This is a genomic window from Streptomyces sp. NPDC006691, assembly GCF_042869955.1.
Classification (GTDB): Bacteria; Actinomycetota; Actinomycetes; order Streptomycetales; family Streptomycetaceae; genus Streptomyces.
Genome location: NZ_JBIAGW010000041.1, coordinates 1 through 26075 on the forward strand (window position 1 = coordinate 1; position 26075 = coordinate 26075).

General features: G+C 68.1%; 28 protein-coding genes and 3 pseudogenes. 20 read left to right on the forward strand and 11 right to left on the reverse strand.

Annotation, left to right across the window (positions count from 1 at the left end):
* Positions 1 to 94: pseudogene (locus ACFYNP_RS37520) on the forward strand (IS5/IS1182 family transposase); the annotation flags it as partial.
* Between the two features lie 423 nt (positions 95 to 517).
* Here ACFYNP_RS37520 and ACFYNP_RS37525 read toward each other — a convergent pair.
* Positions 518 to 1876, reverse strand: a complete 1359-nt coding sequence (locus ACFYNP_RS37525) for an MFS transporter (RefSeq protein WP_388791878.1) — start codon at positions 1874 to 1876, stop codon at positions 518 to 520.
* 71 nt (positions 1877 to 1947) lie between these two features.
* Here ACFYNP_RS37525 and ACFYNP_RS37530 point away from each other — a divergent pair, with 71 nt between their 5' ends.
* Positions 1948 to 2934: a GlxA family transcriptional regulator gene (locus ACFYNP_RS37530; protein WP_388791880.1), complete on the forward strand. Its 987-nt coding sequence runs from the start codon at positions 1948 to 1950 to the stop codon at positions 2932 to 2934.
* A gap of 55 nt (positions 2935 to 2989) precedes the next feature.
* Here the strand turns inward: ACFYNP_RS37530 and ACFYNP_RS37535 are convergent, their stop codons facing one another.
* A complete protein-coding gene (locus ACFYNP_RS37535; protein WP_388420711.1) occupies positions 2990 to 3253 on the reverse strand; it encodes a hypothetical protein in 264 nt (87 codons plus the stop codon).
* Here ACFYNP_RS37535 and ACFYNP_RS37540 point away from each other — a divergent pair.
* Complete coding sequence (locus ACFYNP_RS37540) at positions 3238 to 4026, forward strand: hypothetical protein (RefSeq protein ID WP_388791882.1); 789 nt, start codon at positions 3238 to 3240, stop codon at positions 4024 to 4026. The genes ACFYNP_RS37535 and ACFYNP_RS37540 overlap by 16 nt on opposite strands.
* 327 nt (positions 4027 to 4353) lie before the next feature.
* Entirely contained in the window at positions 4354 to 4665 is a 312-nt protein-coding gene (locus tag ACFYNP_RS37545; RefSeq protein WP_388420713.1) for a hypothetical protein, read from the forward strand.
* A gap of 456 nt (positions 4666 to 5121) precedes the next feature.
* On the opposite strand, the gene ACFYNP_RS37550 is transcribed toward ACFYNP_RS37545, so the two are convergent.
* A complete protein-coding gene (locus tag ACFYNP_RS37550) occupies positions 5122 to 5406 on the reverse strand; it encodes a hypothetical protein (RefSeq protein ID WP_388791884.1) in 285 nt (94 codons plus the stop codon).
* Positions 5407 to 5450: 44 nt separating this feature from the next.
* On the opposite strand from ACFYNP_RS37550, the gene ACFYNP_RS37555 reads away from it, so the two are divergent.
* Complete coding sequence (locus ACFYNP_RS37555) at positions 5451 to 5783, forward strand: hypothetical protein (protein ID WP_388420715.1); 333 nt, start codon at positions 5451 to 5453, stop codon at positions 5781 to 5783.
* A gap of 80 nt (positions 5784 to 5863) precedes the next feature.
* On the opposite strand, the gene ACFYNP_RS37560 is transcribed toward ACFYNP_RS37555, so the two are convergent.
* The 3 genes from ACFYNP_RS37560 to ACFYNP_RS37570 all read right to left on the reverse strand — a co-directional run bounded on the left by ACFYNP_RS37560 (position 5864) and on the right by ACFYNP_RS37570 (position 7555).
* The gene (locus tag ACFYNP_RS37560) at positions 5864 to 6085 is read right to left on the reverse strand and encodes a hypothetical protein (RefSeq protein ID WP_388420716.1); all 222 of its coding nucleotides are present in this window, start codon (positions 6083 to 6085) and stop codon (positions 5864 to 5866) included.
* A gap of 142 nt (positions 6086 to 6227) precedes the next feature.
* Positions 6228 to 7187: a hypothetical protein gene (locus ACFYNP_RS37565; protein WP_388791886.1), complete on the reverse strand. Its 960-nt coding sequence runs from the start codon at positions 7185 to 7187 to the stop codon at positions 6228 to 6230.
* A gap of 89 nt (positions 7188 to 7276) precedes the next feature.
* Positions 7277 to 7555 carry a hypothetical protein gene (locus tag ACFYNP_RS37570; RefSeq protein WP_388791888.1) on the reverse strand — a complete coding sequence of 93 codons (279 nt, stop codon included), beginning with the start codon at positions 7553 to 7555 and terminating at the stop codon, positions 7277 to 7279.
* Positions 7556 to 7792: 237 nt separating this feature from the next.
* Between ACFYNP_RS37570 and ACFYNP_RS37575 the strand changes: the two genes are divergently transcribed.
* From ACFYNP_RS37575 to ACFYNP_RS37605, 7 genes are all read left to right on the forward strand, one after another.
* On the forward strand, positions 7793 to 8158 hold the full coding sequence (locus tag ACFYNP_RS37575) for a helix-turn-helix domain-containing protein (RefSeq protein WP_388420718.1): 366 nt from the start codon (positions 7793 to 7795) through the stop codon (positions 8156 to 8158).
* A gap of 84 nt (positions 8159 to 8242) precedes the next feature.
* Complete coding sequence (locus ACFYNP_RS37580) at positions 8243 to 9781, forward strand: hypothetical protein (RefSeq protein WP_388791890.1); 1539 nt, start codon at positions 8243 to 8245, stop codon at positions 9779 to 9781.
* Between the two features lie 379 nt (positions 9782 to 10160).
* Complete coding sequence (locus tag ACFYNP_RS37585; protein ID WP_388420680.1) at positions 10161 to 10709, forward strand: hypothetical protein; 549 nt, start codon at positions 10161 to 10163, stop codon at positions 10707 to 10709.
* Positions 10710 to 11357: 648 nt separating this feature from the next.
* Positions 11358 to 12140, forward strand: coding sequence for a hypothetical protein (locus tag ACFYNP_RS37590; RefSeq protein ID WP_388420679.1), 783 nt, complete (start codon positions 11358 to 11360; stop codon positions 12138 to 12140).
* Positions 12141 to 12813: 673 nt separating this feature from the next.
* Positions 12814 to 13092: a hypothetical protein gene (locus tag ACFYNP_RS37595; RefSeq protein WP_388791892.1), complete on the forward strand. Its 279-nt coding sequence runs from the start codon at positions 12814 to 12816 to the stop codon at positions 13090 to 13092.
* A gap of 124 nt (positions 13093 to 13216) precedes the next feature.
* A complete protein-coding gene (locus ACFYNP_RS37600) occupies positions 13217 to 13876 on the forward strand; it encodes a restriction endonuclease (protein ID WP_388791894.1) in 660 nt (219 codons plus the stop codon).
* A gap of 133 nt (positions 13877 to 14009) precedes the next feature.
* Positions 14010 to 14453, forward strand: a complete 444-nt coding sequence (locus ACFYNP_RS37605) for a hypothetical protein (protein ID WP_388791896.1) — start codon at positions 14010 to 14012, stop codon at positions 14451 to 14453.
* A gap of 16 nt (positions 14454 to 14469) precedes the next feature.
* On the opposite strand, the gene ACFYNP_RS37610 is transcribed toward ACFYNP_RS37605, so the two are convergent.
* Positions 14470 to 15084 (reverse strand): hypothetical protein, encoded by a 615-nt coding sequence (locus ACFYNP_RS37610; RefSeq protein WP_388791898.1) that lies wholly within the window; start codon positions 15082 to 15084, stop codon positions 14470 to 14472.
* 230 nt (positions 15085 to 15314) lie between these two features.
* Here ACFYNP_RS37610 and ACFYNP_RS37615 point away from each other — a divergent pair, with 230 nt between their 5' ends.
* On the forward strand, positions 15315 to 15557 hold the full coding sequence (locus ACFYNP_RS37615) for a hypothetical protein (RefSeq protein WP_388791900.1): 243 nt from the start codon (positions 15315 to 15317) through the stop codon (positions 15555 to 15557).
* Between the two features lie 69 nt (positions 15558 to 15626).
* On the opposite strand, the gene ACFYNP_RS37620 is transcribed toward ACFYNP_RS37615, so the two are convergent.
* Positions 15627 to 16610 carry a DMT family transporter gene (locus tag ACFYNP_RS37620; protein ID WP_388791902.1) on the reverse strand — a complete coding sequence of 328 codons (984 nt, stop codon included), beginning with the start codon at positions 16608 to 16610 and terminating at the stop codon, positions 15627 to 15629.
* Between the two features lie 66 nt (positions 16611 to 16676).
* Between ACFYNP_RS37620 and ACFYNP_RS37625 the strand changes: the two genes are divergently transcribed.
* Together ACFYNP_RS37625 and ACFYNP_RS37630 are read left to right on the forward strand one after the other, a co-directional pair.
* Positions 16677 to 17513, forward strand: a complete 837-nt coding sequence (locus ACFYNP_RS37625; protein WP_388791904.1) for an AraC family transcriptional regulator — start codon at positions 16677 to 16679, stop codon at positions 17511 to 17513.
* Between the two features lie 125 nt (positions 17514 to 17638).
* A pseudogene (locus ACFYNP_RS37630) lies at positions 17639 to 18070 on the forward strand (VOC family protein).
* A gap of 614 nt (positions 18071 to 18684) precedes the next feature.
* Here ACFYNP_RS37630 and ACFYNP_RS37635 read toward each other — a convergent pair.
* Positions 18685 to 19479 carry a hypothetical protein gene (locus ACFYNP_RS37635; RefSeq protein ID WP_388791906.1) on the reverse strand — a complete coding sequence of 265 codons (795 nt, stop codon included), beginning with the start codon at positions 19477 to 19479 and terminating at the stop codon, positions 18685 to 18687.
* Between the two features lie 255 nt (positions 19480 to 19734).
* Here ACFYNP_RS37635 and ACFYNP_RS37640 point away from each other — a divergent pair, with 255 nt between their 5' ends.
* The 3 genes from ACFYNP_RS37640 to ACFYNP_RS37650 all read left to right on the forward strand — a co-directional run bounded on the left by ACFYNP_RS37640 (position 19735) and on the right by ACFYNP_RS37650 (position 21609).
* Positions 19735 to 20283: a GNAT family N-acetyltransferase gene (locus tag ACFYNP_RS37640; protein WP_388420669.1), complete on the forward strand. Its 549-nt coding sequence runs from the start codon at positions 19735 to 19737 to the stop codon at positions 20281 to 20283.
* Positions 20284 to 20626: 343 nt separating this feature from the next.
* Positions 20627 to 20833: a hypothetical protein gene (locus ACFYNP_RS37645; RefSeq protein ID WP_388791908.1), complete on the forward strand. Its 207-nt coding sequence runs from the start codon at positions 20627 to 20629 to the stop codon at positions 20831 to 20833.
* Positions 20830 to 21609: a DUF6262 family protein gene (locus ACFYNP_RS37650; RefSeq protein WP_388791910.1), complete on the forward strand. Its 780-nt coding sequence runs from the start codon at positions 20830 to 20832 to the stop codon at positions 21607 to 21609. The genes ACFYNP_RS37645 and ACFYNP_RS37650 overlap by 4 nt, the downstream gene beginning before the upstream one ends.
* Before the next feature lie 97 nt (positions 21610 to 21706).
* Here ACFYNP_RS37650 and ACFYNP_RS37655 read toward each other — a convergent pair whose 3' ends face one another.
* The gene (locus tag ACFYNP_RS37655; protein ID WP_388791912.1) at positions 21707 to 22390 is read right to left on the reverse strand and encodes a hypothetical protein; all 684 of its coding nucleotides are present in this window, start codon (positions 22388 to 22390) and stop codon (positions 21707 to 21709) included.
* 182 nt (positions 22391 to 22572) lie between these two features.
* On the opposite strand from ACFYNP_RS37655, the pseudogene ACFYNP_RS37660 reads away from it, so the two are divergent.
* Positions 22573 to 22717 (forward strand): annotated as a pseudogene (locus tag ACFYNP_RS37660) (IS5/IS1182 family transposase); the annotation flags it as partial.
* Positions 22718 to 23081: 364 nt separating this feature from the next.
* On the opposite strand, the gene ACFYNP_RS37665 reads toward ACFYNP_RS37660, so the two are convergent.
* Positions 23082 to 23258 carry a hypothetical protein gene (locus tag ACFYNP_RS37665; protein WP_388791914.1) on the reverse strand — a complete coding sequence of 59 codons (177 nt, stop codon included), beginning with the start codon at positions 23256 to 23258 and terminating at the stop codon, positions 23082 to 23084.
* A 415-nt stretch (positions 23259 to 23673) separates the two neighbouring features.
* Between ACFYNP_RS37665 and ACFYNP_RS37670 the strand changes: the two genes are divergently transcribed.
* Positions 23674 to 26075 (forward strand): DUF6531 domain-containing protein (locus ACFYNP_RS37670; RefSeq protein ID WP_388791916.1); only part of this gene is annotated, 2402 nt, incomplete at its 3' end.

Consider the following 26075-nt stretch of genomic DNA (forward strand, 5'->3'; position numbering starts at 1 on the left):
GATCCGGTGGGAACGACGCGACGACATCCACGAAGCCTTCCTCGGCCTCGCCACCTGCCTCATCACCCACCGCCACGTCCAACGCCTTTGTTAGGACCTCTTACAACGAAGTCGGTGTTGATGGCTTCGGGAGGCACCCTCGCGATCAGCCTCGCCGTGTGGCTCTCCCCGGCCTTCCTCGACAGCTGCGGGCCTCTGCCGTCGACGAGGCGCTGGTCAAGGTGGAGCGCCCCGAGCGGAGCGAGGGCGTGCGACCTTGACCAGCGGCGAACGGCGGCCACGATCGGCCCGCGAGGAAGGCCGTAGTGCCTCCCGAAGTCAACTACGTAGCCACCCCCTCGGAGGGTTTGCCGCAGCACGCACGAAAGGGTCCGGCGGCGTTCACGCGCCGACCGACCCTTGTCCGTGTCTGGCCGCCTCGTGGCATTCCTCGACGGGCCGGTACGGTCCGCACTTGGCGTGGTCCGCCTCCCACCGTTTCCAGTCGACGCCGAGGCCGACGTGAGGGGCGGTGGGGCTACGGGGACGGCTGTGTTTCGCGGACCGGGGTGGCAGAGGTTTTGTCGAGGGCGGCGGGTGTCGTGCGGATGAGGAGGCAGACCAGCGAAGCGCCGGCGCAGGTGGCGCCGAGGACCAGCCAGACCAGGTCGTAGCTGCCGAAGGTGTCGCGTGCGACACCACCGAGTAAGGCAGCCAGGGCGGCGCCGATCTGGTGGGCTGCGTTGACCCAGCCGAAGGCGATGGCGCTGTCGTCGCCGTAGAAGGTTCGGCACAGGGCGATGACGGGTGGCACGGTGGCCAGGTCGAGGAGTCCGAACACGACGACGAAGGCCATCATGGCCGGGGTGACGGTGGCGGCCATCATCAGGGGCAGCAGAACGAGAAGGAGGCCGCGCAGCGTGAAGTAGACGGCGAGCAGGCGGCGGGCGTCCATGCGGTCGGTGAGCCAGCCGGAGGCGACCGTGCCCACCACGTTGAAGATGCCGATGAGGGCGAGCAGGGTCGACGCGGTGGTGATGGCCATGCCGTGGTCGTGGGCTGCCGGGGTGAAGTGGGTCCACATGATCCCGTTGGTGGTTGCTCCGCAGATGGCGAACGCACCGGCGAGCAGCCAGAAGGGCGCGGTGCGCATGGAGTTGCGGAGCACGGTGAGGGTGCGGCGGGCGGCGCCTGTGACAGGCGGCGGCTTGGGAACGAACGTGTCGCTTCCGTAAGGGCTTTGGCCGATGTCTGCGGGGTGGTCGCGCAGGATCAGCCATACGAGCGGGGCCACGGCCAGCGAGGCGAGCGCGAGAGTGACCAGGGCGGGGCGCCAGTTGTAGTGGTCGATGGTCCAGGAGAGGGCGGGCAGGAACACCATCTGCCCCAGGACGCTGCCCGAGGAGAGGATGCCGGTGACCAGGCCCCGCCGGGTGGTGAACCAGCGGTTGGTGACGGTGGCTCCGAATGCCATGGCCATGGAGCCGGTGCCGAGTCCGACAAGGAGCCCCCAGAAGAGGGTGAAGTGCCAGGAGGCGTTCATCACCGTGGTGAGCAGGGAGCCGGCCGCGACGGTGGTCAGGGCTGCGACCACCACGCGGCGGATACCGAAGCGGTCCATGAGGGCGGCGGCGAACGGGGCGGTGAGCCCGTACAAGACCATGTTCACCGACGAGGCCACGCCGATGGTGCCGCGCGACCAGTGAAACTCCTGCTGAAGGGGGTTCTGGAGGATGCCGGGCATGGTGGAAAAGGCTCCGGCGACCACGATGGCGAGGGCCGCTACGGCGGCCACCCACCAGGCGCGGTGCCCCTTGGCGCGGGGCCGCGGGCCTGCCGATGAACGAGCAGCGGGGTCTTGGGGCTGTCGAAGGGTTCGGTCGGTTGCTTTTTCCATGTGTTCCATCCTCTGCAGGCAGGGCGACCCCAACCACTGGCCAGATAGACGTAAAGTGAAAGAATCTGGCCATGGCTGAGGCAAGTGAGAGGGCGCCCCATCGGGTGGTCACCCTGGTTCGTCCGGGGCTGCTGCCGATGGAGCTGGGGATCGTCCACCGGCTGTTCGGGACGGCCGTAGGAGCCGACGGCCGTCCGCTGTATTCGGTGGTGACCTGTGCGCCGGAGCCTGGTGAGCTGACTACCGACGCGGACTTCACGGTGAACGTCACCCACGGGCCGGAGGCACTCAAGGACGCGGACACGGTGATCGTGCCCGCTGCCGCCGAGGACTACGAGCCGCAGGAACGGGGGCGGTTGGCGCAGCCGGTGCGCCAGGCACTGGCCCGCATCCCGGCTGGGGCTCGGGTGGCTTCGATCTGTACCGGGTCGTTCGTGCTGGCGGCTGCCGGGATGCTGGCGGGGCGGCGGGCGACGACACACTGGAAGTCATGCGACGAACTGCGGACCTTGTATCCGGAGGTGGATGTGGATCCCGATGTGCTGTACACGGATGATCAGGGTGTGCTCACGTCTGCGGGGGTCGCCGCGGGAATCGATCTGTGTCTGCACCTGATCCGGGAGGACCACGGTGCCGAGGTGGCCAACACTGTTGCGCGGCGCACCGTGGTGCCTCCGCACCGGGAGGGCGGGCAAGCGCAATACATCGAGCAGCCGGTGCCCGAGCCCGGCACCAGTTCAACGGCTGCGGCCCGTGCTTACGCTCTCGGTCACCTGGGAGAGCCGCTGACGTTGGAGGATCTGGCCCGGGAGGCGTCGATGAGTGTGCGGACCCTGAGTCGGCGTTTCCTGCTGGAGACGGGAGCGACACCGATGCGCTGGATCACAGAACAGCGGTTGCAGCACGCGCGGCGCCTCCTGGAACGGACCGATGAGTCAGTGGACCACATCGCGGCGGGGGCCGGATTCGGTACGGGGACAGCAATGCGCCAGCACTTCCGGGAGGCGCTCGGGGTATCGCCGCGCGCGTACCGCAACACGTTCCGAGGAACGATCTGAGCGATACGCGCGCGGCGCCTTCACCGTGCAGGGGCGGTCTCGTCGGGAGTGTCCCTCAGGGTGCCGGCGGAGCGAGGGGCCCGATCCGGTAGAGCACCTCGTCGTGGTGTTCGCCGGGGAATAGGTCACCGGGGAAGAGGATTTGGGTGTGCACGTCAGCGCTGTACCGCTTTGCGACCTTCTTCAGGACCGTGATGATGGCCTTGTTGTCGGCAGAGCCCGTGGCCTCGATGAAGCGGGCACCCTGCTCCACGGCGCGGTCGGCGGCCCGTTCGAAGAGCTTTACGCCGAGGAAGCCGAGGAATGGGAACCACAGCATGCAGTGAGCTGGATCGGGTGGTCGGTTTCGTTGATCGCACGGATGCGCCGCAAGTGCTCGCTGACCGGCTCGCCCGGCGCTTGAGGGAGCAGGTGCGGCTGGGCACGCCAATTGGGGACCCGGTGGGCTGGCTAATCGGTCGGGGCCTGCCGCAGCGTCAGTTGTGCGCGGAGCCCCGGTGCGATGAGGGCTCTCTGCTTGACTCCGGCCGGGCCTGTCCGCGCTGCGAAGACCGGAGGTTCGACCGTCGTGCCCAGCGCCGGGCGGTCGCGGTCGCCGTCGACGCCGCGATGCCCGGTGCCTCAGAGGACGAGCGCGAGGCGGCCATCGCACAGCAGCTGCACCAGGCTGTGACGGCCGAAGCGTGGGCCAAGGCCCGCCGGTGGGAACAGATCCGGGAGCATCGGGTATCCGCTGCCAAGGCCCACGCGGCAGTCACGCCTCTGCATCCGGCCGACGATGTCCCGGTCGCGCCGGTGGATCCGGTCCTGCTGTCCGCGGCGCGACCGGGCACCGCCCTCATCCCCACTCCGGAGCCTGAGTCCACCGACCTTGACACCATGGAGCTGGTCCTCGAAGACCTCACCAGAGAACAGGTCCTGGACTGGCGCAACCGCGCCGCCGCCGACCACCAGCTCGTGTTCGACCACATCGAACGATACGGCCAGCCATCAGCACAGCGCCTGTTCACACGGGCGTTCGTCGCCCAGGTACAGCGCCTGGCCAACCTCGGACACCTAGACCTCGGCTACACCACTTGGGGGCAGGCCTGAACAGCAGCGAGGCCGCATCCCGGGTTGCTTGCGTCCTGGGCGGCGGGTCCATCCCCGTGCGCGCTGAGCAGGTATCGGCGGGATTGAACCCGGCCGGTACACGCAGGGGCCTCCCCGCGTCAGCGGGGAGGGCCTCGCAGTCGGAGTCGGTCATACCGCCGCCGCCGGAACACCCCCGCGTCAGCGGGGATGGCCCCCAAGAGGGGTGGGCGAGTTCGAGCCCGTCCGCCAGGGATGGCCATCAACAGGCGGACACGCCAAGTAGGGATCAGGCACACATTCCGTGAGAGCGGTGGACGAGTCTCTTCTGATCGGCAGACTGGAGCGATGCGGATAGACAGTGTCGTCGGGATCCAGGCAGTCCGGCTTGCCGTGACGGTCGGTGCAATCGTCATTGCTCCGGTTCTGTTGGTCGCCGGGACTCCCTTGAGGCGCCGCATGCTGCGCCGCTACTACCGCGAGGACGGTCCAGGTCTCGTGAGCAAAGAGGACGGATGGGTGAGCCCGCGGTATTTCGTCGTCACGAACGCGGTTGTTCGAGCCCTCTGCTGGCCGTCGGATTACATACTCTCCGGAGCTGTGACAGACCCGGCCGCGCAAGAAGTCAGCATCCTCGGGAGGGGCGACCCCTCGCCCTAAACACCCGCGTAAAGCCGTCGGTGCCACCATCGGTACGGACTCCCACTCCAGTCCACCCAGTGGCTTGGGTCAGGATCGTGCAGTGTCCTGCGTCGGAATTCCGCATCAAGGCCGGCAAGCAGTCGTCGCAACTCGGATCGTGCCGGAAGCGGGAGGATGCCCACTATGTCCTCCAACGCGTCCCTGACCACCGCGACATCGTCGTACTGGCACCCGGGACAGGCCGGGCACTCCGAGGCAGTCAACCTCAGCTTCCGACCGGCCTGGCGCAAGTACGTCCGGTAGTTGTAGAGGAATTGTGCGGTTCGCCCAGGCTGGACCTCATACCTGTGAGAGCTATATTCCACCAAGTGGATCGCGGCGCTCGCATTAGGCGACAGGCAGTCGACGGGGGGCAGCTCACGCGCCCACTTGGGCGGTTGACGCTCGCGCATGACGCGGATTGCCCCCGGGCGCTTACGCGGCATGAGCCTTTCTGGTGATCATCATCGAGGCCATCCTGCCATCAGCAACACTCGACGCGCCAGAGTAGTTGCCTACCGACCCAGACGAGGGCACAACGAGATCGGAACAGGCGCGCGGCGGCAGGATCTCGATGATCTCGGCGATGCCAGCGGCAGGTTGGGCCTCGTGCATGGTGATTACGTCACCGGGCTTCAGATGCTGCCACTGCTCGGGCTGCAGGGGAGCCAGGCGCACGTCGGCTGTCTCTCCGGAGCCGAGTTGCGGCGCGAACTCCACCCAAAGCCGTGCGATGTTCAGATCTTGTTGTCCGTCTGTGGTGCTTGTTCGGCCGGGACCGCGGCGCCGACGGCACACGGTACGGACAGAAGCAACGCCAGCGGTGCTGGCGGCTGGCCAACATCGAGAGCACGCATCCCACGAACAAGATCTGGTACAAGTCGCCAGTCTTGCTGCTGGAAAGCGGCGTCACAGCCCAGGTCTGGCTCGATGTCCAGGGCGGCCCGGGTGAGTGCGTGTCCTCCTTGGAACCGACCCTCATCAATGGGGAGTACTTCCCCATGCTCATGTCGGAAGAGCTGTCGAACTGGGTCGGTCAGCTCAAGCGGATGCTCGGCCGAGCCATTGTGGCTTACGAGCGCGGCTCCCAATCCTGAGCAAGCCCGGTCCCTTCCTCTTGCGGGCATACTGCCGCGGGAAGAAGGAGTCGATGGCAGGTGGGCACGAGCGGCCTTCGTCAGAATGTCCCGTACGGGTGGGCCGGTGCGCCCCGCCACTCGATTTCGGGTGAGTCCCCGTCGACCATCGCTTCGGCGTCGGTTTCGTCGATGCCCGTCAGGCGTAGGAACTCAACCAGGTCGCGGTCGGAGTGCGCTACGCCAGTGTTCTGGCCGAGGACGTAAACGTGCCGGCCTCCGCGGGTCAGGGGCCGGTGCACGATGATCGGCGGCTCGGTCATGCCTCAACGGTGGCCCACCCGCGCGGGCTCCGCATGCCGAGCCCTGACGGCCGCTCCGAAGGCGACAACCGCGAAGAAGACGACCGGGCGCAAGCCGCGTTCGGCCTAGCCCGGCATGTCGAGGGCTGCCGTGCGACAGAGGTCAGTGCGTGCGCCAGCGTCGCGGCAGCAGGCGACGCCAGGTGAATCGTGCGGGGGCAGCGGGGACGCGGGGGAGGGGTGCCTGCCGTGGCGAGGCGGGCGGCGGCAGGACGGGGCGCGGCGGCACCGGAGGGTGCTCTGGCGCTGCCGGTACCGGGTCGGCGGCTGGTACCTCTGGCGAAGCGGCCGTCTTCGGGATGTCGTTGGCGGCCGCGTCGGCGGCGGGTGGGATGGCGGCGGATTCGTCTGCTGGGCGTTGGGCGTGTTCGCGGGCGAGCCGGCGACGGTGGCTTTCCCGGCCTTGTTCCGCTTTCTCCAGAGCGGCCATCAGGTGGAAGGCGGGGGCCGGGCGGAATCCCGTGCGCTGGCCGAGGGTGAGCAGGACGAGCGGGATGAGGCCCCACCAGTCGGCGCCGTCGGCCGGGTAGGGGTGGGAGATCTTCCAGTCCCGGGACCAGGACTCCATCTCGCCCGTCCAGTCCTCGCCCTCCAGCGCGGGGTAGGTGCCGAGGTGGCCGCCGTAGGGGATGAGGACGGTGTCCTGGGTGATCCAGCCGACCGCGCTGATGATCTGTCGCTGGACCGGGGTGGGGCGCACCTTGCGATGGGTGTCCGGCTTGCCGTGCGGGCGGACCTTGACGGTGCCGGCCGGGTCGTAGTGCAGGGCGTCGTCGCGGTCGAAGAACCACCAGTGGGTGGCGCTTTCGCCGTACTGGGTGCGGACGGTCTTCAGGCGGGTGTCGACGGCGGGCTCGGTGAGCAGACGGCGCGGCCTCTCGATGATGACCGTGTCGCCGCCGCGGTGGACGACGAGGGCGGGCGGCAGATCCCAGTGCTGTCCGGCGAGGCGGGGGTCGATCTGGAGGCGGATGGCCGCACCGGGCAGCGCGCGGACCAGCTGGTCGCGCAGGTCCAGGATGACGGTCAGGTCGGCCTGGATGTCGGCCTGGTGCGGTGCCATTGCTCCACACCGATCGGCGCCTGGAGCGCTGCCGTCGTGGCGGAAGCGGGGAGTGAAGCCCGAGTGCGCGGTGGCGGGGCCGCTGAATATCAGCTTCTCGCCGCAGGCGCAGCAGCGGTAGCGGCCGCCGGCCTTGCCGCGGGGCAGCCGGGTGGCCGGGTGGCCGCGTCCAGTTCGCGGTTGAGGTCGATGAGCCGGCCGTTGTCGCCGGTGTCGATCGCGAGTTCGCTCATACGGGGCAGTTTGCTGCGGGAGCGCCCGCCACGTGATCGTTTTGTGGGGATCGTCAGCTGTCCGGGACCGGCGGTGCGGGCCGCGGTGCGGGTCGACGACGGGCTGAGCCGGGCGGGGATGACGGAGCGGGTCATGACGGGTGTCTCCCAAAGGGCCGGGACGGCGGGGCGTTGAGATGAGCTTTGCCCAGGTGACGTTGTCCGCCCGTTGTCCGGGGGTGTTTGGGCAGGTGGAGAGCGGACATGGCCGGACTGGTGAGGACATACGGCTGCGCCCGGACAACGCCCGGTCGCGCTCTGTCGCCCTGGTGTGGCTGTCCGTACGCTGATCACGGTGTATGGCGGGGCAGAGCCAGACGGCGCGGAGGGGTCATGGCGGAGAAGAAGCCGGGCGGCCGGGGGTACGGCGCGTTCCACAAGGACGCGACACCCGAGAGCCGTGAACTGGCGGCGTACCTGCGGGGTCTGGTGAAGCGGGCGGGCAAGACACAGCGGGATCTGGAGGAGCCCACCGGCTACTCACGGAGCACCATCTCCTCATACCTGAGCGGCGAGGTCGTTCCTCCGCAGGCCTTCGTAACCAAACTGGTCACCCACACCGTCACCCAGCCCCGCCAGCAACCGGCATGCGTCGAGAAGGCGTTACGCCTGTTCGTCGCGGCCCAACAACCGAAAGCCTCCCCAGGTCTTCCCGCCCCGCGGGCGACAGCGGACGACGATCCCCCAGGGGCGGCTTAGGCCAGCATCGCGGCCACCGCCCAGGACCAGGCCGCAAAAGCCACCGACCAGCTCGCGCAGGCCCACGAGCGCAACCATGAACTGATGGAAGAACGGGGCCGCACCCAACAACTGGTCCTGAACCTCAGCCGGTTCACCGCCGGACTGCAACAGCAGATGACCACACTCCAGGACCAGTACGACGAGGAGAGCGAGGAGAACCAGGCGCGCCTGGGCCAGCTCACCGAACAGTTGGAGGCGGCCGAGCGGGAGCTCCGCCGGGCGCGGAACAGCCGGGACGAGACCGAGATTCTCCTGACCCGACTGCGCAAGCGCAGTGATGAACTGGAGGAGGAACTCGCCCAGTCCCGCCGGACAGTCACCTCGCCCGAAGAGCCCCGGCTGCCTTCGATGCCGGAGGAGCTACAGGAAGCCTTCTTCCGCGCCGACTTCGACAAGGCCCTGCAAGCCGCACAAGGCTTCCTCAATGACGGACAGCAGCGCCGGGACGCGGTCAGTGACGAGTGGAGTCTGATCAGTCCGCGCCACTCGGCGCTCCCCACCGTCGACCGCCTGCGGACCGGATGCCATCTGCTGGGACGCGCCTGGGGATGTCTGGCGATGATGTCCGCAGCAGCCCTCCACCTGGCGGCCACCAGGTCCGGCGCGGACGGCTGGACGTTCCTGCTCGACATGCTGATGCTGGCCGGCATCGTTTTCGTCAGCGACCCGTGGGGCCCGCTGGCGCAGCTGTGGCCGGCGGTCCGCGCCGGCTTCCGCCGCGAGCCGGCGCCCCGGCTGCCTATCGTAGTCAGCTCGCGGGCCATGGCCGTGCGGGCGGGCCGGTGCCTGATCGCCGGACTCGCCGCGGCCGGCGCCGCGTTGAGCGTGGAGTGCTCGGTGGAGTGGAGCGCCTGGTGGCTGATTCCGCTGTTGCCGACGACCGCCGCGTGCGCCGGCTACGCAGTCTTCGGTCACGATCGGCGCGTTGTCCTCCTGGTCCAGGAGGCCTTCGGGGAACTGGGCGCGGACTTCAAAACTCCGCCGCACTCGCATCGCGCCCCGGCAACCGTGCTGGGGATGACCTCGCCGGTCGTCGTCAGCGACCCGGAATGGCTTGAGGCCCGACGCCAGGAAGTCGGGAACTCCCTGACCGGCGGCTGGCGCGAGAGCGCCCTGTGGATCAAGCTGGTCGTCCTGCTCTTCGCCTCCCCGGTCGCTATCGCCGCCTTCGGGGTGCTGACGAACACCGTGGTGAATACGGCTCGCACCTGGCACACGCCGAGTGGATGGCACTGGAACGCCGTGATCGCCACCATCGACAACCCCGTCCGCACCTATCTGACCGCACACTCCGCCGGATTGCCGCTCCCCGTCACCACCTTGCATCTCCTGTGGGTCGCCAGCGGCACGGTGCTGCTGGCGATGAGCTTCCTGTTCGGCGGCTTCGGAGCACGGACGACATGGGTCCTATGGGGTGCTGTCAGTGTCGTCATGGTGTGGTCGGGCACCCCCGGGGACGCACGCCAGGTAGCCGCCGGCATCGCCACGATCGCCTGGGGGCTGGCATCGATCCTGGCGATGCGAGGCCTCAACCTGCGATCGACCGCCTCGCACAACGTGATCGTCTCAAAGAACTCGTAGCGCGGGCCGGGGCAGGACAGGCAATCGAGGACAACGTTCTGTTTCTCAGTAGGTGACTCTGTCGGGGATCTTGGTGGCTGGCGTTCCTCCGCCGTAGCGATCACCGATCGCTTGCCGAACGTTGGGCGTAGGGCTGTACTGGTAGCTGGTGCTCTCCCGATGATGCCCGTGATCATCTTGGGAAGTCCGGTGCTCAGCTGCTGGTGGTCCGCTACGCCGCTACCTTGGGATTCGGCCGCCACACGTCGGCCCGACTCCGAGTCGCAGCCCGCCCGCGCCGGGAGCGGCAACGAGGACAAGGGGCTCCGCTGCTTTGGCGGCTGCATGGGCTCTCGTCCGCGCCCTTGCCGCGGAGAGGTCCAAGCGGCAGGGTGAGGTCGTGATCATTCCCTTCTTACGTGACGACATGCAGGGCTCGCTAACGGTGACGGTGGAACATGTGGATGACCCCGCCGCAATCGGCAAGCACCCCTCAGCCCATGGCTTCCCGAGCTGTACCGCTGTCGTGGACTTCTCGGGAAGGGGGTACCGATCCCTCTTCGGCTGGGTACAGATGGTGCGTTCGACGGACAACTCCTCCTCCGGGGCCGCCTTCGACATGGACCCGTTCTACCTCTTCGAAGATGCGCCGTCGCCGTACGCGTTCTTCGGTGTCAACCCGACCTTGTTCGACGCGCCGTCCCGGGACAGGCGGGATCCCCTCGACTGGACAGCCCACAGCTACCTCGCATGGACACCCATGGATGGCACCGAACGGAGAGTTCTGCCGCTAGCCGGCTTCTCCTGGGGCTTCGACATCGACTCGGACAGTCGCATCACGCTGCAACCTGTACAGGCGTTGTCACCTGGCGACTGGGACGCTCACTTGCCATACCTCGGCACCTCGTATCCAGGCTGGGTGTTCGACAAGTGGCGGCCAGACCTGTGACTGCACCCTGGTCACGGGAGAACCACACCTGGGTGGAGGCGCCTGCCACCGCATCGCCAACCGTGCTTACCGGCCGCCTTCGCCTCGGGACCGGCCCCGTCACCCCGGAGGCTGACGGCAGCCGCTCCTTGGAGCCGGCCCGGCTCTCCAGGAAGGTCTGTGGAATGGACACCTCATGCGTGGTGAGTTGGTGCCGCTGACGCGTCATGACTGAGCTCCGGCCGTGTTCTGCGGCCGGAGCTCAGCGGGTACCCGGGTGCTTGGCCCCAGATCGAGTCGCCATCGGCCGTACGCGGCCCTGAACCTCGCGTGCGTCGCAGCAACTGTTACGCCGATTGTCCGATCTCACACTACTGTCGGTTCAACTGCCCTGATCTGGGGACGACTTCGTCCTGTCGATCACTCTCCCCGCCGACTACACGCCTGGCATCGCCTGAGACCAGGTGCCCTCCAGGAACGGCGACCGACTGCGACCCGCATCCAACGCTCATACATCGCGACGCAGAATTCCAAAGACACGTTAAAGTCAATGCGTGAGGCTCTGCCGCATCCCCCGTCGGCAGGGCCTCGCTCCATGTTCGAGGCAGGCAAGACCCGCTGGGCGACGCAGCTCGACATAGCTCTCAATCACGAATCCCGGAGAAACCGATGCGACGCTGTCCTTCGCTGGCCGTTGCCACCCTGTTGCTGTGCGCGGGCTGTTCGACGACCAGCACCAAAGCCGCTCCCGAACCCTCTGTCGACCAGGGCTCCGTCGTGAAGGCGGCCGTCGCGGCTACCAGCAAGGGTCCCGCCCGAATAGATCAGACGATCGAGATCACGGGCGGTGGTGCGGGCGGCACCATCACCGTCACCGGCGGCATCGACTTCGCCGGGGACAAGGCGACCCTCGGCGTTGACTTCCCGCAGGGCGGCATCAGCCACGTCGACGAAGTCTTCGCCGGCAAACAGGCCTACGTGCGCGGCGCCTCGGGAGTCGACAACGACACCTGGGCCGTGACTCCCCGCGACACCGCAGAAGCCCACTATCTCCTGCGGGCCCCGCTCAATGACCCCAAGCACGTACTCCGGCAGATCTCGGCAATGCACCACGTGTCCAAGGAAGGCGACGAAGAAGTGGCGGGCGCACGAACGGTGCACTATCGAGGCATGCTCGGCCACGATACCCTCACGCTGCGCATGGCCAAGGAGACGCGGGAGAAGGTGAACCAGACCCGTGGCCTCCTCGGCAGCGATCTGCCGGCCTACGCCGACGCGTGGGTCGACCAGCAGGGGCGGGTCGTACAGACCCGCATGTCCCTAGACCTCACCGCTGGGCGGGTGACCGTGACGACCATCCTCTCCGACCTGGGAAAGCCCATCCAGGTTTCCGTTCCGTCCGCCGACGATGCCGTCCCGGCCACCGGCTTCACGGGCATCTTGACCGGCTGAGACCCTGCCAGGCCTTGTCGGAAGGAGCACGGTGAGGCCGAGTGGCGAGCGACGAAGGCCGGAAGCGCTGGCTACCCGGCCAGTCTGGAAGTGCCGACGGGGAGGCCCCGGGTGGGTTGGGCGATGGTGACCTCACGTTCGTCGAAGCTCCCGGAGAAATACACCATGCAGTGGGAGTTCGGCCTTGGTGGGGGCATTGGGCCAGCGGTGTAGGAACACGCCGGGTGCGATGGGCTCGTGGGATGGCGGCAGGTTGGGACCTGGCATACGGGATCCTCCTGTGCTGGTTGCCTGTCTATTCGAACGAGGGCTACCTCCGCGCGGACGAGGCACACACCGCCAGGCCGCGCCGCGCCCGGGATCGCCCCGGGCATCGCGGCAGCGGTCGAGCAGCAGACCAGGGCGATGCGCGAGCTCAGTGACAGCTGCCGCCTGGCGGCCGGTCACTTCCCCGCCAGACGAGCCCCGTCGCAAGCAGCTGTATTCGGCTGGTTCCTGCTCCCCGCGACACGTAAACGCCTGGTCGCCGTCGGCTGGCTGCAGGCACAGGGAGTCTTGGCCGTCCTGATCCTGTTGCTCGCAGCAGCCTTTGCGTGACGCATTGTCAGACTCGGGTGGTGTCCTCGTCTCAATGGGGCGTCGGATCAACCGAGTTGCGGCGAAGGAGCAGGACATGCCCTGGGTTGAGGAGCACGAGCGCGGCGGGACGAAGGTGCGCCGGTACTTCCGGTGGGCACCGGGAGCGAGGCGGGACCTGTCGATCCTGGTCGTGCTGGGGATCGCGGTCGCGGGTTATGGCGGGACGACGGGGACGGCCGGCAACAACGGCCCCGGGCAGCCACCCCGGCCGACGCCGACGGTCACGTACCCGGTGCACTTCGTGGGCTGGGACGACCCGAAGCCAGCGCCGAGGCCGACCGTCTCGGGCCCGATCCGGTTCGATCACCGATGAGTACGACCACGTTCCCGGGCCGGGCGTCGAGACCCTCTTGCCGGGGCCGATCCGGGCTTTCACACTGCGATCACGAGCGTAGCGGGATGGGGGAGTGATGGCGGCACGACGACGGCGCCGGCGCATGAGGAAGCGGACGCGTCGGCAGTTACAGGGCTGGGGCGCGCTGGCCGTCCTGGTCGCGGGGGTGTGGGTGGCGGGGAACTGGACGCTGGTATGGCCCGTCCTGATGACGGTGCTCGCGGCGGCTGTGGTGGGCGGGGCCGGGTGGGGGCTGTGGCGTGCGCACCGGTCCGCGGTCGACCGGGACCAGGAGTGGCGTGCGCAGGAGGAGGCGAAGGCGAGGGAACTGTCGATGGCCGAGGTCGACTCGCTGTCGTGGCAGGACTTCGAGAAGTACGTCGCCGACCTGTGCCGCCGGGACGGCTGCCGGGACGTCGTGGTCAGCGGCAAGAGCGGTGACCTGGGCGCGGACATTGTCGGCTATCTCGCGGACGGCCGCAAGCTCGTGGTCCAGGTGAAGAAGTACGCGCCCGAGCGCAGCGTGTCCTCGCAGGACATGCAGAAGTTCGTGGGCACCGCCCGCCTTGAGCACGCCGCGGACGTCGCCCTGTTCGTCACCACGTGCCGCACGTTCACCAAGGCCGCCCTCGGCTTGGCCGTGCGCCAGGACATCGTGGCCCTGCACCGCGACCTGCTCGGCTCCTGGGTCAAGGGGGCGCACCTGGAGACGCTGATCCCGCTCAACGGCAGCGGCGGCGGGACACGGCGCCCGCCCGTCTGACGGGAGGCTGCCCGCGGTACGGACCGCCGGGGGCGCTCAGGTGTGGGCTGTGACGGGGTGGGGGAAAACGCAACAGCGCCTGGTGCATGCGGAGTTGTGTGGGCAGGCGGGACGAAGCGGAGGGTGAGACGGAGTGCCGAAGCGTGTTCTTGCACCATCGAAAAAGTGCATATGCCCCGAGTGCGGCACCTCGACGAAGGCGAGCCTGCGCAGCGGCCGCCTCTACGAGCACGACGCTCCCGATGGTGCCGGCCTGTGTCCGAAGTCCGGGGCCGTGGTGGTGGCCGGTCCCGAGCTGGTGAACAGCTACGAGTGCGCGTGCGGTACCTGGGCTCGTGTCACGAGCAAGGGCACGCTCGCCCGCCACTTGATGCCGGAGGGTCAGGGCTGCCCGCTGTCCGGAGAGCCGATCGAGACGCCTGCTGCGCAGGAGCGCCCCCGGCGCGTTCCTGACGGTTTGTTGCACATGGTGCAGTCGGCGTCCACCGAGGGGTGGGCGAAGCCCGTCACAGGCGGCAGCGGCTCCAGCGTGTACGCGATGCCCGCCGGACTGCCTGGTCACGGCCGCCGCCGCTAGCGAGTGAGCGGCGGCATCAGTCTTCAGGGCTGGTGATGAGGTACTGCTGCTCAGCGCGCCGTACTCGCTGCTGTTCCCGGGTGCGTCGCCGGTGTTGGAGGAGGCCGTGCAGCGCGCCGATGACGACGACGGCGGCGATGGTCAGGATCGAGAGCCAGGCGACCATGTCCGCCTCTGCCCGGGTACCGTCGGCAGCAGGCTCGGAGCGCGCCTCGACGTACCAGGTGGTGATGACCACCGCGGCGGCGGTGAAGGGGATGCCGACGGCGCTCCACAAGCCCGCCAAGACCCACGGGCTCCACAGCCTCCGCTTGGCGGGCAGCCCGAGCCCGCTCCGCATCACCCGCGCCTGGGCATCGCTGCGACGTGCCGCCACCCATCCAGCCACCAGGGAGCCGACGGAGCCCAGGATGAGCAGCCCGGCGAGATCCATGAGGAGGAACTGCGCGTCGGGCGACACCAACCGGGCCGTTGCCATCACCGGGAAGGCCGTCACGACCAAGGCCCCCGCCAACGCCTTCCACTTCGACGACCACACCCGATCGGCGCCACTGCGCCACTGTTGGACGCACCGCATCACCGCCGCGACCGCCGCCGCCCAGAACACCGCGCACAGCACCACTGCCCCCACGGGGTAGCTCCCTTCACTTGGATCGGCCCGACCGGCTCACCGCGCACCAGCGGCATCATGGCCGGGCACCGGCACGGTCCGCTCGCCGCCCAGCGAGGCGGTGTACGCCTCCCTCATCACGCCGACCAAGCCGCGTTCCGCATCCGCGCGTCCACGCAAAGCCCCCTTGCCGATGCCGTTCTGGACCACGATGACCCTGACACGCAGGTAGAGGCCATGTCAGCGCCACCATGGACTGCGACGAAACGGGCCGGCTGGTCGCAGAGATCAACAGTGATCCGTTGGCCCGTATCGTGTTCGTCCTGACGGACGCCCTGCACAACCAGGCCGTTCCCGCCGGCAGCGACCCCGCCACCGCAAAACTGGTCGCCCGATCGATCCTGCTGGCGATCCACGCGTTCACCGACGCCGACAAGCAGGACGCCCTGGCCTTGCTGCGCGCACTCCGCAACGAGGTCCTCCACGCTGGGTGAAAACAAGAGGACGAGAGGACCTCTGACCGGCCATCGCATGCGGTGCTTCGAACGTCCCGGGTGGGAGCGTCAACTTCTGGCTGCCGCGTCCTGACGTTCGCTGGTTTCGGCGACGACAGGGGACTGTGCGTTGGTGTCGGCTGGACGCCAAGGCAGTTTGCCCTGTGTAACAGCGAGAACGGCACCCACCACCAGCACCAGTGCTCCGACGCCTTGGAGCCAGCCGAAGGATTCACTCAAGAGGAGGGTGGCGCACAGAGTGTTGATCACGGGCACGTTGAACATCATGAGGGAGGCCCTGGCCGGCCCCACACTTTTGACTCCTCGGTAGTAGAGGAGGTTTGCCACGGCTGCGGCACCGACTGCCAGGAAGAAGACGTTCAACCAGACCGTGGTAGGCAGTTCGCTCCATGCAACGTCCATCGCATCCGGGGCCGCGAGGAAGCCGAGCAGTACGGCGCCCGCGCATGTTGCATATGTGGTGGCCTTGAGCGGGTCGATGCCGGCCAGGACGCGCGGACCTGCCAGGGTGTAGGACGCCCAGCAGACTGCGCTTGCAAGGAAAAGCGCGTCGCCCCACAGGCGGGACGATCCGCCGCCTCCGCTGCCGCCGGCGCCGATGAAGAAGATCCCCGCGCCGGTGAGTCCGAGGGCCAGGCCCGTGACGCGCGCCCAGGTGGCCTTCTCCTTGCCAGTCAGCAGAAGGAACGTACTCGTGAGGACGGGGCTCATGACGGGGATGAGGATGCCGGCGTCCAGAGAGGGGGCCATCGACAGGCCCCAGAAGAAGAACCCGTTGTAAGCGAAGACGCCCAGCACACCCGCACCTGCGGCGAGCCATCCGTTGCGGGCGGGCACGCGCGGGGTCCGCCTGCCGAACGTCGCGACGGCGAGCAGCAGGGCCAGGGCACCGCCGCCGAAGCGCAGGAAGGCCCCCACCGAGTGCGGCACATGCTCCACGACTGATTTAGAGCTGGAGAAGGAGCTTCCCCACAGCACCATCGTCACCATCAGCAGGGTGTACGGATTGCTGAACCTACTGGTCTTTCCCATGCGCCGACTCTGACTGAGGGTGCCCCCCCTCCGACTTGAACGCTCGTGCGCGGCGACAATGGGTTCATGGGGAATGGTGACAGCTGGGTGCGGTACTGGCGGGACGGGGGGCGTGATCTAGAGGCCATGCACGCGCACTTCCATGATCATGTGTATGCGCCGCACAGCCACGACAGCTATTCCTTCGGCATCACCGACCTCGGCGCGCAGGCTTTCCGCTGTCGTGGGGCGCACCATACGAGTGGGGCCGGCATGGTGATGGCGTTCAATCCCGACGAGGTGCATGACGGCCAAGCCGCCGCCGAGTTGGGGTATCAGTACCGCATCGTGCACATCGGTCCTTCAGTGGTGCGCGCGACCCTTGGAGATGCCGCGGGTGACGAGTCCGCAGGGGTGATGCCCCTGTTCGTGCGGCCGGTGTTGACGGATCCTGTGCTCACCGGGGCGCTGGCGCGTTTGCATGAGTCGCTGGTGCACGGCGGTGGTGGCTTGGCGCGGGAGGAACTCCTTACGGCCACGGTTCTCGCGCTCGCGGAGCGGGGTGCGACGCGTGCGCCGCGCAGGCAGACGCTGGAGGGCGCAGCGCAGCGGCAGACGGCGCGGCGCGCCCACGCCCTGCTGAACGAGCTGTTCCTGGACCCCATATCGGCGGACGATCTGGCCTTGGAGGCCGGCTGTAGTCGGTTCGCGCTGTATCGGGCGTTTCGCATGGAGTTCGGGATGGCGCCGAGCGACTATCAGCGTCTTCTGCGACTTCGTCGGGCCCGGCGTCTGTTGGCCGACGGGTTGTCGCCGGCGGATGCCGCGGCATCCGCCGGTTTCTCCGATCAGGCCCACTTCAACCGGTGGTTCAAGCGGGCCTATGGGATTACTCCGTCGGTCTACCAGCGGGCCGCGCGCTGAGGGACTCTGTGCCTGAGAGGGCGAGCGCCGGAGTCTCGGGCACGACACCGGGGAGCACCCCCCCTCCTAACTACCTCTGGAACCTGACCTGCGGAGATGAGCAGGGCCCCTGTTATCGTGCGCCAATGTCGACGATCAAGCAGTTCCAAGTCGCCTTCGACTGCGCGGAGCCTGTGCGCCTCGCCGCCTTCTGGTGCGAGGTGCTGGGGTACGTCTTGCCGGCGGTCCCGGAGGGCTTCGCCACGTGGGAGGAGTGCTTCCGCTCGCTGCCTCCCGAGGATGCGGTCTACTTCGCGTGCACTGATCCCTAGGGTGTGGCTCCGCGCCTGCTGTTCCAGCGAGTTCCCGAAGGGAAGGCCGTCAAGAACCGGGTGCATCTCGATGTGCGGGCTGGTGTCGGGCTCGTGGGTGACGAGCGCCTGGCCACACTCGAGGCCGAATGCGCACGGCTGATGGCGCTCGGCGCAAAACACGTGCTGACGCAGCGCGCCGATGGCGTCAACGAGTCGTGCATCACGATGCAGGACATCGAGGGCAACGAGTTCTGCCTCGCCTGACTTTCCCTCCGAGACTGCGAGGTGGGGAGGCCGTCTCCTGGGAATCTTTCAGGTCCCGCATGCGGCGGGAGTCATCCCGTGAGAGCGAGGTTGTGAGCTCCGGCCGCAGAAAGCGGCCGGAGCTCAGCGGGTACCGGATCCGCAGCGGCTCGAAGAACTGCTCGTCCAGCACCGGGATGCCTTGCAGGACCGCGCACGGCTCGCGGAAGCCGACGCCGAAGAAGTAACGCGCCTCAATTCGCCGCGTATGGCGCTGGATTCACCGCCGTCGCCGGCTGATGGTGGTAAGCGTGGTCCGCGGCGCCTGCTACGGCGTCGGCACCGGCCTGGCCGGACTGCTCTTCTGGTGGATCCAGCTGAACCTCTAGCCGCTGTGGCGGTGTCCCGTCTCAAGTGATCTGGTGCGAAGCCGCAGCTGCAACCTGGGGCGACCAGAACGGTTGAGACGTCCGGGGCCGAAGGATCTCAGTTGATCTGGTCTCCTCCCGGCATTTCGGATTGGACTTAACTGACACCGCGGTGCTCGAAGCACCTCTGGATGTCATCGGTCCGACACGAGGAGCGGCGTGTGCCTGAGCTGCAGGCCGGGTAACGCTACAGGCGCCCGGGGGCGCTCAGTTCGAGGGCTGCAGGGCGGGCAGGTCGGCGCACAGGGCGGCCGGGAAGGCGGGCTCGATGCGGTGCACGTCGGCGCAGCCCGCCTTCGTGCCGCGTGCAAGGGGCACCCAGCCCGTCTTCTCGGCGCGGAAGTACCATCGGTCGCTGAGGCTCGCCCCACAGCCCGGGGCCTCGCCCTTGGCGCAGGCCGGGCCCATGCGCGAGGACACGTCGAACACCAGCCACTTTCCGTCGCAGTGCTCCTCGCCGCGGGAGGTATGGTTCGGCACGTCGAGCGCCGCCACCGCCTGGTCGTAGGAGGCCGGGGTGCAGCCAGTGGGTGCCGGGTGGCAGCCGCGGTCGCCGCACCGGCGCAGCTCGGGCAGGTCGGCGTTGTCCGTGGTGAACGTCGTGTTGTTGTCCACGACTAGTTCGCGGTGGCCGAGCTGGGATGGCAACCGCACCTTCGCCGTGCCGGTCGCGGTCTTCGAGCAGTCGGCGTGCGGTTCACCGGTCAGGGCGGAGAAGGTGACCTGCACCCACACGGTGCGCTCCGACGTGGAGGTCACGACCGCCTTCAGCTCCCGCGCGCAGGTTTTCCCTTTGCCAGGCACCTCTGCATCGACGCTGAGCGCCCGCCCGTCGTCGGAGAGCCGGGCGGCGGTCACGCGGAACGGCGCGAAGGTCTGCCAACGCGGCGCTTCCGTAGTCGTCGGCGCACCGGCCTCGACCCGCTGGGTCCCGCAAGCGCCGAGCAGCAGCACGGCGGCGACGCTTAGCAGGACGCCAATCAATGATCTCCTGGACCGCATGTGTTCCGGACCCCCCATGAAAACGATCGACCCGGACGACTATAAGCGCCCCCAACACTCCAGGCGCTGTTCCAGCTCGCTACCGAACTGCCCGCCGCGGTCCTCGCCCGAACCCTCGGCATCGACATCACCGTTGCCGTCAAATGGCGGCGAGCCGCAGCCGGAGACTGGGGCGCCTACGCGGCCGAGATCAGCCGCCGAAACTCGGAAGCCTGACCCGTCCCGATGTCAGACCCCGCTGAAATGCTGCTTCTCATGACAACGCCCGAAAGCATGCCCGACCTCGCTCAGATCACCGACGCCCACGAGGTCACTCCCGAACTCCGACGCCAGCTGATCGGCTGCTGGATCGCGGTCACCAACTCGGGCGGTGCCGCCGGATTCCCCTTCCCACCCGTCCAAGACAACGACGTCGCACCGGTCACGGACAAGCTCCTCGGCCGTCTCCACCCGCAACACAGCCGACTCATCACCGCCAGATTCGACGACGTTCTTGCCGGATGGGTTGTCCTCAACCACGATCCCTACCGACTTATCCGGCACTGGGGCACGGTCAACCACCTTCAGACCCACCCCGAGTTCCGCGGACGTGGTGTCGGCTCCGCCCTCATGCGTGAGCTGCGGAAGATAGCCCGCAACGACGTGGGACTCGAACAGCTCCATCTCGCCGCCCGGGGAGAAGAGGGGCTGGAGGACTTCTACAGCCGACTCGGATGGCGTGAGGTCGGTCGCTGGCCCGGGGCCCTCCGCCTCGCGCCCGACGACACCCGGGACGAGGTCCTGATGCTCCTCGATCCTCTCTGAGCGCGGGGGTATTCCGGGAGTTCCAATACCCGACTCCACCATTAACCGTCTCCCAGGAGCGCCGCCGCAAGGCCGTCGAAACCAGGGCGGTCCTCGCGGCTGACCGTCACGGGAATCCGAGAGGCTCCAGCGACCCGCTCGCCTACGAGCTGCGTTCCGTCGCGGTGCCGAACGGAGGATGCACCGAACCCAGCAACGTCAAGGCCGGCGGCGGGCACTGCCGCATCCGCTTCCAGTGCGCCGGCTGCGACTTCTACGAGCCCGACCCCTCCTACCGTCCGGCACTGGAGCAGGCCATCGCCGATCTACAGGCAGACCGGGAGACCGGGAGGCAGCGACCGCCATGGGCGCCGCGGACTGGGTGCTGACGAACTTCGATCACCAGCTGAAGGCCTACGCGAAGGTCTTGGCTGAGATGGATGAACGTCTGGCCGGTCTGTCCCCGCAGGAACGGGAAGCGGTGGAGACAGCGTCGAAGGAACTGCGGAAGGTCCGCGCCGCTCAGGCGTTCTTCCCCGGCGACACCCTGGACATCCGGAGGGCCTCGTGACGTATCCGACGACCGCTGCCCGTGAAGCCCGCATAGAGCGGCTGCGGCGGGCACGGACCGCCGACAGCAAGGCCAAGACCAAGCGGGGCCTCGACGCCGTCGCCGGCCTCGTCGCCGCAGGCGAACGGATCACGGTCGCCCGCGTGGCCCGCAAGGCCGCCGTCTCCACCTGGTTCGTCTACAACAGCCCGGACGTCCACCAGGCGGTGCGAGCCGCCATCCAGGAACAGGCCCGGCACGGCATTCCGGGCGCCGCCGTTCTCCCAAGGCAACGAGTCAGCGAGGCCGGCCTGCAGACCGACCTCGCACTCGCCCGCGAAGAGATCAAGGACCTGAAGACAGAACACGACCGGCTCCAGGCCCGGGTCAGGCTCGCCCTCGGCGCCGAGATCGACGACGTCCAGCGAACCCAACTCCTCCGCCGCATCCGGGACCTGGAGAGCCACAACGCGCTCCTGATCTCCGAACTCGCCGGGCAGACCGACCGGGCCGACAGGGCTGGAACGCCGCACAGCCGAACTGGAAGACGAGGTCACCGCGGTCCGCAGAGCCCTCACCCGATCCATCCGAGCGGTTCCAGGCCCGGCTCGATAGCAGCCGGAACCCACCCACCTCGGAGGCGCTTCTGGCCAGATGGCTGGCCAGAAGCGCCTCCCGGCTACGAGCCCGCGGCCACGCTTCCGGCAGACGCCCCCAAGGGCCAGGCGCGGCGGGAGGGCGACCGCCGGCTGACCAGCCTGCCGAGACAGCTGCCTCCCTGCGAACGATCGGACTAGGGAGCGTATTTGGTTGTGATCAAGGGGCTGCTCGTGTGAGGTCCTTGATCCAGATCATCGAGGCGCGGAGGTGGAGGCCGGCAAGGTAACTCGCTCCCTAGCTCGCATCCGCCGGAAGCGGGACGGTCTGGCCGGACGGCGGCGGGGTGACGTCGAGTGGCTTGCCCCAGTCGCTGAAGGTGAGGTCGTACGGTTCGCTCTTGGGGCCGGATACCTTCCGGACCACGTACGGCGTGGCGGCGTTGGTGATGGACACGGTGTCGCCGTCCGGCGTGGCCAGCACCCGTGTCTTCGCACCGTTCACGATGCCCGGGCTCCGCTCGGTGAGCTTCGCCGGATCGAACGAACTGAGCTCGGCGTGTTTGGTCGCGACGCTGCAGAAGAAGGTGAAGCTGTTGAACGCGTTGGAGGTAACCGGGCCGGTGACGTACTTGCCCGCGGGAACCGCGGTTCCGAAGATCGGCTTGTCCGTCTTCGCCCACGCGCGGCCGCCGGACTCGAGGAACTCCATATGTCCCACGCTGTCGGTGTCCAGGCTGGCCGCGCACCGCCCGAGGCTGTCGACCGTCACCTTGCCCGTCACCAGATGGCCCATCACCTGGCCCTTCATCGTCGCGATGAAGGAGCCTGCTGCCCGGCCGTTGAGGATCGCGGTCTCGGCGAGCTCCCGCGGCGTCCCGGTCGGGCGGGCACCGGGCGTCGCCGGATGACTCCCGCCGTCTCCGCAGGCGATCAGGCCGGCCAGTAGTGCCGAGATGGCAGCAGCCCTGGTCACACGCATGGAAGTCCCCCTTCTGGCACGGCCAGTGGCCGTACGCCGACACATCGTCCCGCGTAACACGCGTTAATGCGATGTGTCGTTGGCCATACACCGCGGCCATCACCGGAAACGCCTCGTGCTGGATGTGCTACTTAGCGGCAGTTCGCTGTGCCGCTTTGCCCGGAGACACCCTCTCAGTGTGCAAGGAACGGAACACCGTCGAGCGCCTGATCAACAAGCTGAAGGCCTGGCGAGGCATAGCCACCCGCTATGACAAGCCCCTCCGCGAGCTGCCTCGCCGTTCTCCACCTTCGCGGCGCGATGATCTGGGTCAAGGACTTCACCAGGGTCGTCTCTCGGCCTACCCAGGCCGCTCGCGAGAATCCGGGCGGCGGCCTCATGCCGATGGCTGCGTGGGCTCCGTGGAGACGGCGGACTTCCCCACTCGTACCCGAGACCAGGGGTGGCGCGCAGCCGCACCGGGATCTCATTCCCACGAGCAATCCAGCTCGGGATCCACCCTCCGGCCGCACTGTGCCCCACGTACCTCTTGCCGTGATCTTCAGCTACATAACCGTACTGCCACTGGCATTCCGTGAGTCCCCGGAACCAGCAGTGCAGATAACGCGGGTGCCGCACTGGTTGCCCTGCATCGCCCAGTGCGGGAACTTCGTCCGGCTGTAGCCGGCCATCGCATGCGCAGCCTCCACGTTCAGCTCGCCGAGCTCGCCGCGGGCGACATCGGCGGGAGGCGTCGGCAGAGCCCGGCGCAGCACAGGCGCGGTGTGCGCAGCCGCGGGACCGGCCAGGCGGGCGCGGCGGGAAGTAGGACGGCGGACAGGCCGATGAAAGCGGTGGCAGCGTACAGCCAGCGACGAGAGGTGATCATGCCTCAAGAGATAGCGGTCGCCGCGCTGGATCCGTGGGTGTCACCCGTGTGTGGGCGCGGGCCGTCGTTGTCTGCTGACGCGCGGGATCGATGTCTATCGAGGCCGCGCTCGGCAGATCGTGATCAGGATGGCGTGAGCTACGTCCTTTCCGGGCTGGCGGACGTAGAGGCGATCAGTGGAGCGGTGAGTTCCGGCCGGGGTGTTTGCGTCACGTCTCGACGTGTCCTGGCCTGCGAGGGCTGCTCGGACGCCTGGCCCGGCGCCAAATGGACTGCCTGCCTCTGTCCTGAACTGGCCCACATGGAACGGTTGTTAGGGGGAAAGAGGGGCGTTTCTTTCGGATATCTGTGTGAACGTGTGTGCCCTCCCGGGGCCAGTGGGGCTGCCGGGGCGAATCTTCCGTAGGGGAAAGCCATGCACACACCCTCGTTCGGCATGCCCAGGGGGCGCGCGAGATCCCGTACCCGCCTCTCGGTGGTGGCGGCGGTAGCCGTGGCCGCGCTGGCCGGCTCCGCTCTACCCGCCCTCGCCTCGCCGGCCGCCCCGCATGCGGCGGGATCGGCGTGGGGCAAGAAGACCGACATCGCGTTACCGCCGCTCGCGGGCGGCACCAACACCGCTCCGGCGTCCAGGCGTGCCGCACCGCCCAGCGCGGACCGTCAAGCCTGGCACACCCGCCAGCAAGCCCGCGGGACCACCAGCAGCGCACGCGGCGAGGCCCGTTCAGGCATGGCGTCCGCCGGCACTCCGCCGCAGGGCCAGGGCGAGGTCCCCTGGCACACGTACTACGGGCTGCGGCTGTCGAAGTCGGTCGCGGTCAAGGTCGACTACTCGACCGGCAACCTCCTGGTCGCCGCCACCGACTTCGACATCGCCGGTGTCGCGGGCAACCTGACCTGGAGCCGCACCTACAACTCCCTTGACGCCCCCTGGGGTTCGGTCTCCCACGCCTGGTGGCTGGGCTACGAGCGCTACCTGGACACCGACCCGACGGCGTCGGTCGACCTCTACGACAAGTCCGGCGCGAGAGTCTCCTTCACCAAGAACGCGGACGGGACCTTCACCACCCCGGCCGGCTACTCGCTGGACCTGAAGAAGAACAGCGACAGCACCTACACCCTCACCGACCGCGCATCCGGGTCCAAGGACACCTACGACCAGTACGGCAGCCTGACCCGCATCGCGGACCGCAACGGCAACCACCAGAGCGTGGAACGTGACCGCGACGCCGACAACGCGGTCACCGGCATCAAGGTCACCGACGACGCCTCGGCCCGTTCCATCACCCTGGAGCGCCAGGACGCGACGCACTGGAACGCCCACGACAGTACCGGCCGCACGGTCAAGTACCACTTGGACAGCGGCGGGCGGATCGACGAGACCACGGACGCCGAGGGCAACGTCACCAAATACAACTGGGACAGCGACGGCCGTCTGTCGAAGATCACCACCTCCGAGAGCCGGGCCATCCTGTTCGGCTACGACGACCAGAACCGCCTCACCTCCTACAAGCAGTTCTACGAAGAGGGCGGCTCCGGCGGCGGCGAACCCACCTGGACCCTCGCCTACTCTGCTGCCACCCCGTACGCGGCCGGAACCACCACGGTCACCGATCCGCTGACCAAGTCGACGACGTACGACCACAACGCGGACGGCGAGGTCACCAAGGTCACCGACCCGCTCAAGCACTCCCGCGCCAAGACCTACACCAAGCACCTCACCCAGACCGCGACCGATGCGTTGGGCACGGGCAACACTCCGGGCAACGTCACCACCTACGGCTGGGACAACCGCAACAACCCCACCTCCGCCAAGCTGCCCACGGGCGCGGTGGCGTCGTTCACGCCCTGGCTGAACAAGGCCGGCATGGACGTCCCGGACTCCTTCACCACCCCCGACAACACCAAGTCGACGTACGCCTATGACGCGGTCGGCAACACCACGTCGGTCGCCGTGTCCGGCACGGGCGGCGGCACGACGAGCTCGACGTTCAACCCGTCGACACCGACCTGCGGCGGCTTCGTCGGCCAGCGCTGCACGATCAAGGACGTCCGCGGCAAGACCACCAGCTTCACCTACGACGACCAGGGCAACCTGACCAAGTCCGCCCCGCCCGCCCCGCAGGGCGCGACGACCGCGACCTATGACGCGCTCGGGCGGCCCAGGACGGTCACCGACGGCCGGGGCATCACCTCGACGTACACGTACGACAACCTTGACCAGGTCCGCAAAGTGGCAACGAGCGGCGGCCTGTCGGTGACGTACGTCTACGACCTCGACGGAAACCTCACCCAGCGCACCGACCAGACCGGCACGGTCAAGCACGCCTACGACGGCCTGGGCCGCGAAACCGTCCGCACCCTCCAGGACGACTCCCAGTCGGTGCTCACCTACACCCCGGACGGCAACGTCGACACCTACACCGACCCGTCCGGCACCACCGACTACACCTGGGACGACGCCGACCGCCTCCACACCCTCAAAGCCCCCGACGGCCGGACGACGACGTACGACTACGACGCCAACGACCACCGCACCACCACCACCTACCCCGGCAACACCGTGCAGAGCGTCGTCCTGGACGCCGACGGCAAACCGAAATCCATCAAGGCGACTTCCCCCAAGGGCACCCTCGTCGACCTCGCGTACACGTACACGTACCGCCCCTCCGGCGCGAACGCGGACAAGAGCGGCGTCAAGATCTACACCCGCACCGACAACCTGGACGCCACCCACCGCACAACCACCTACGCCTACAACGACGCCGGCCGCCTCGACACCGCCCGGGACACCAACAGCACCGGCGCGGACGCCGG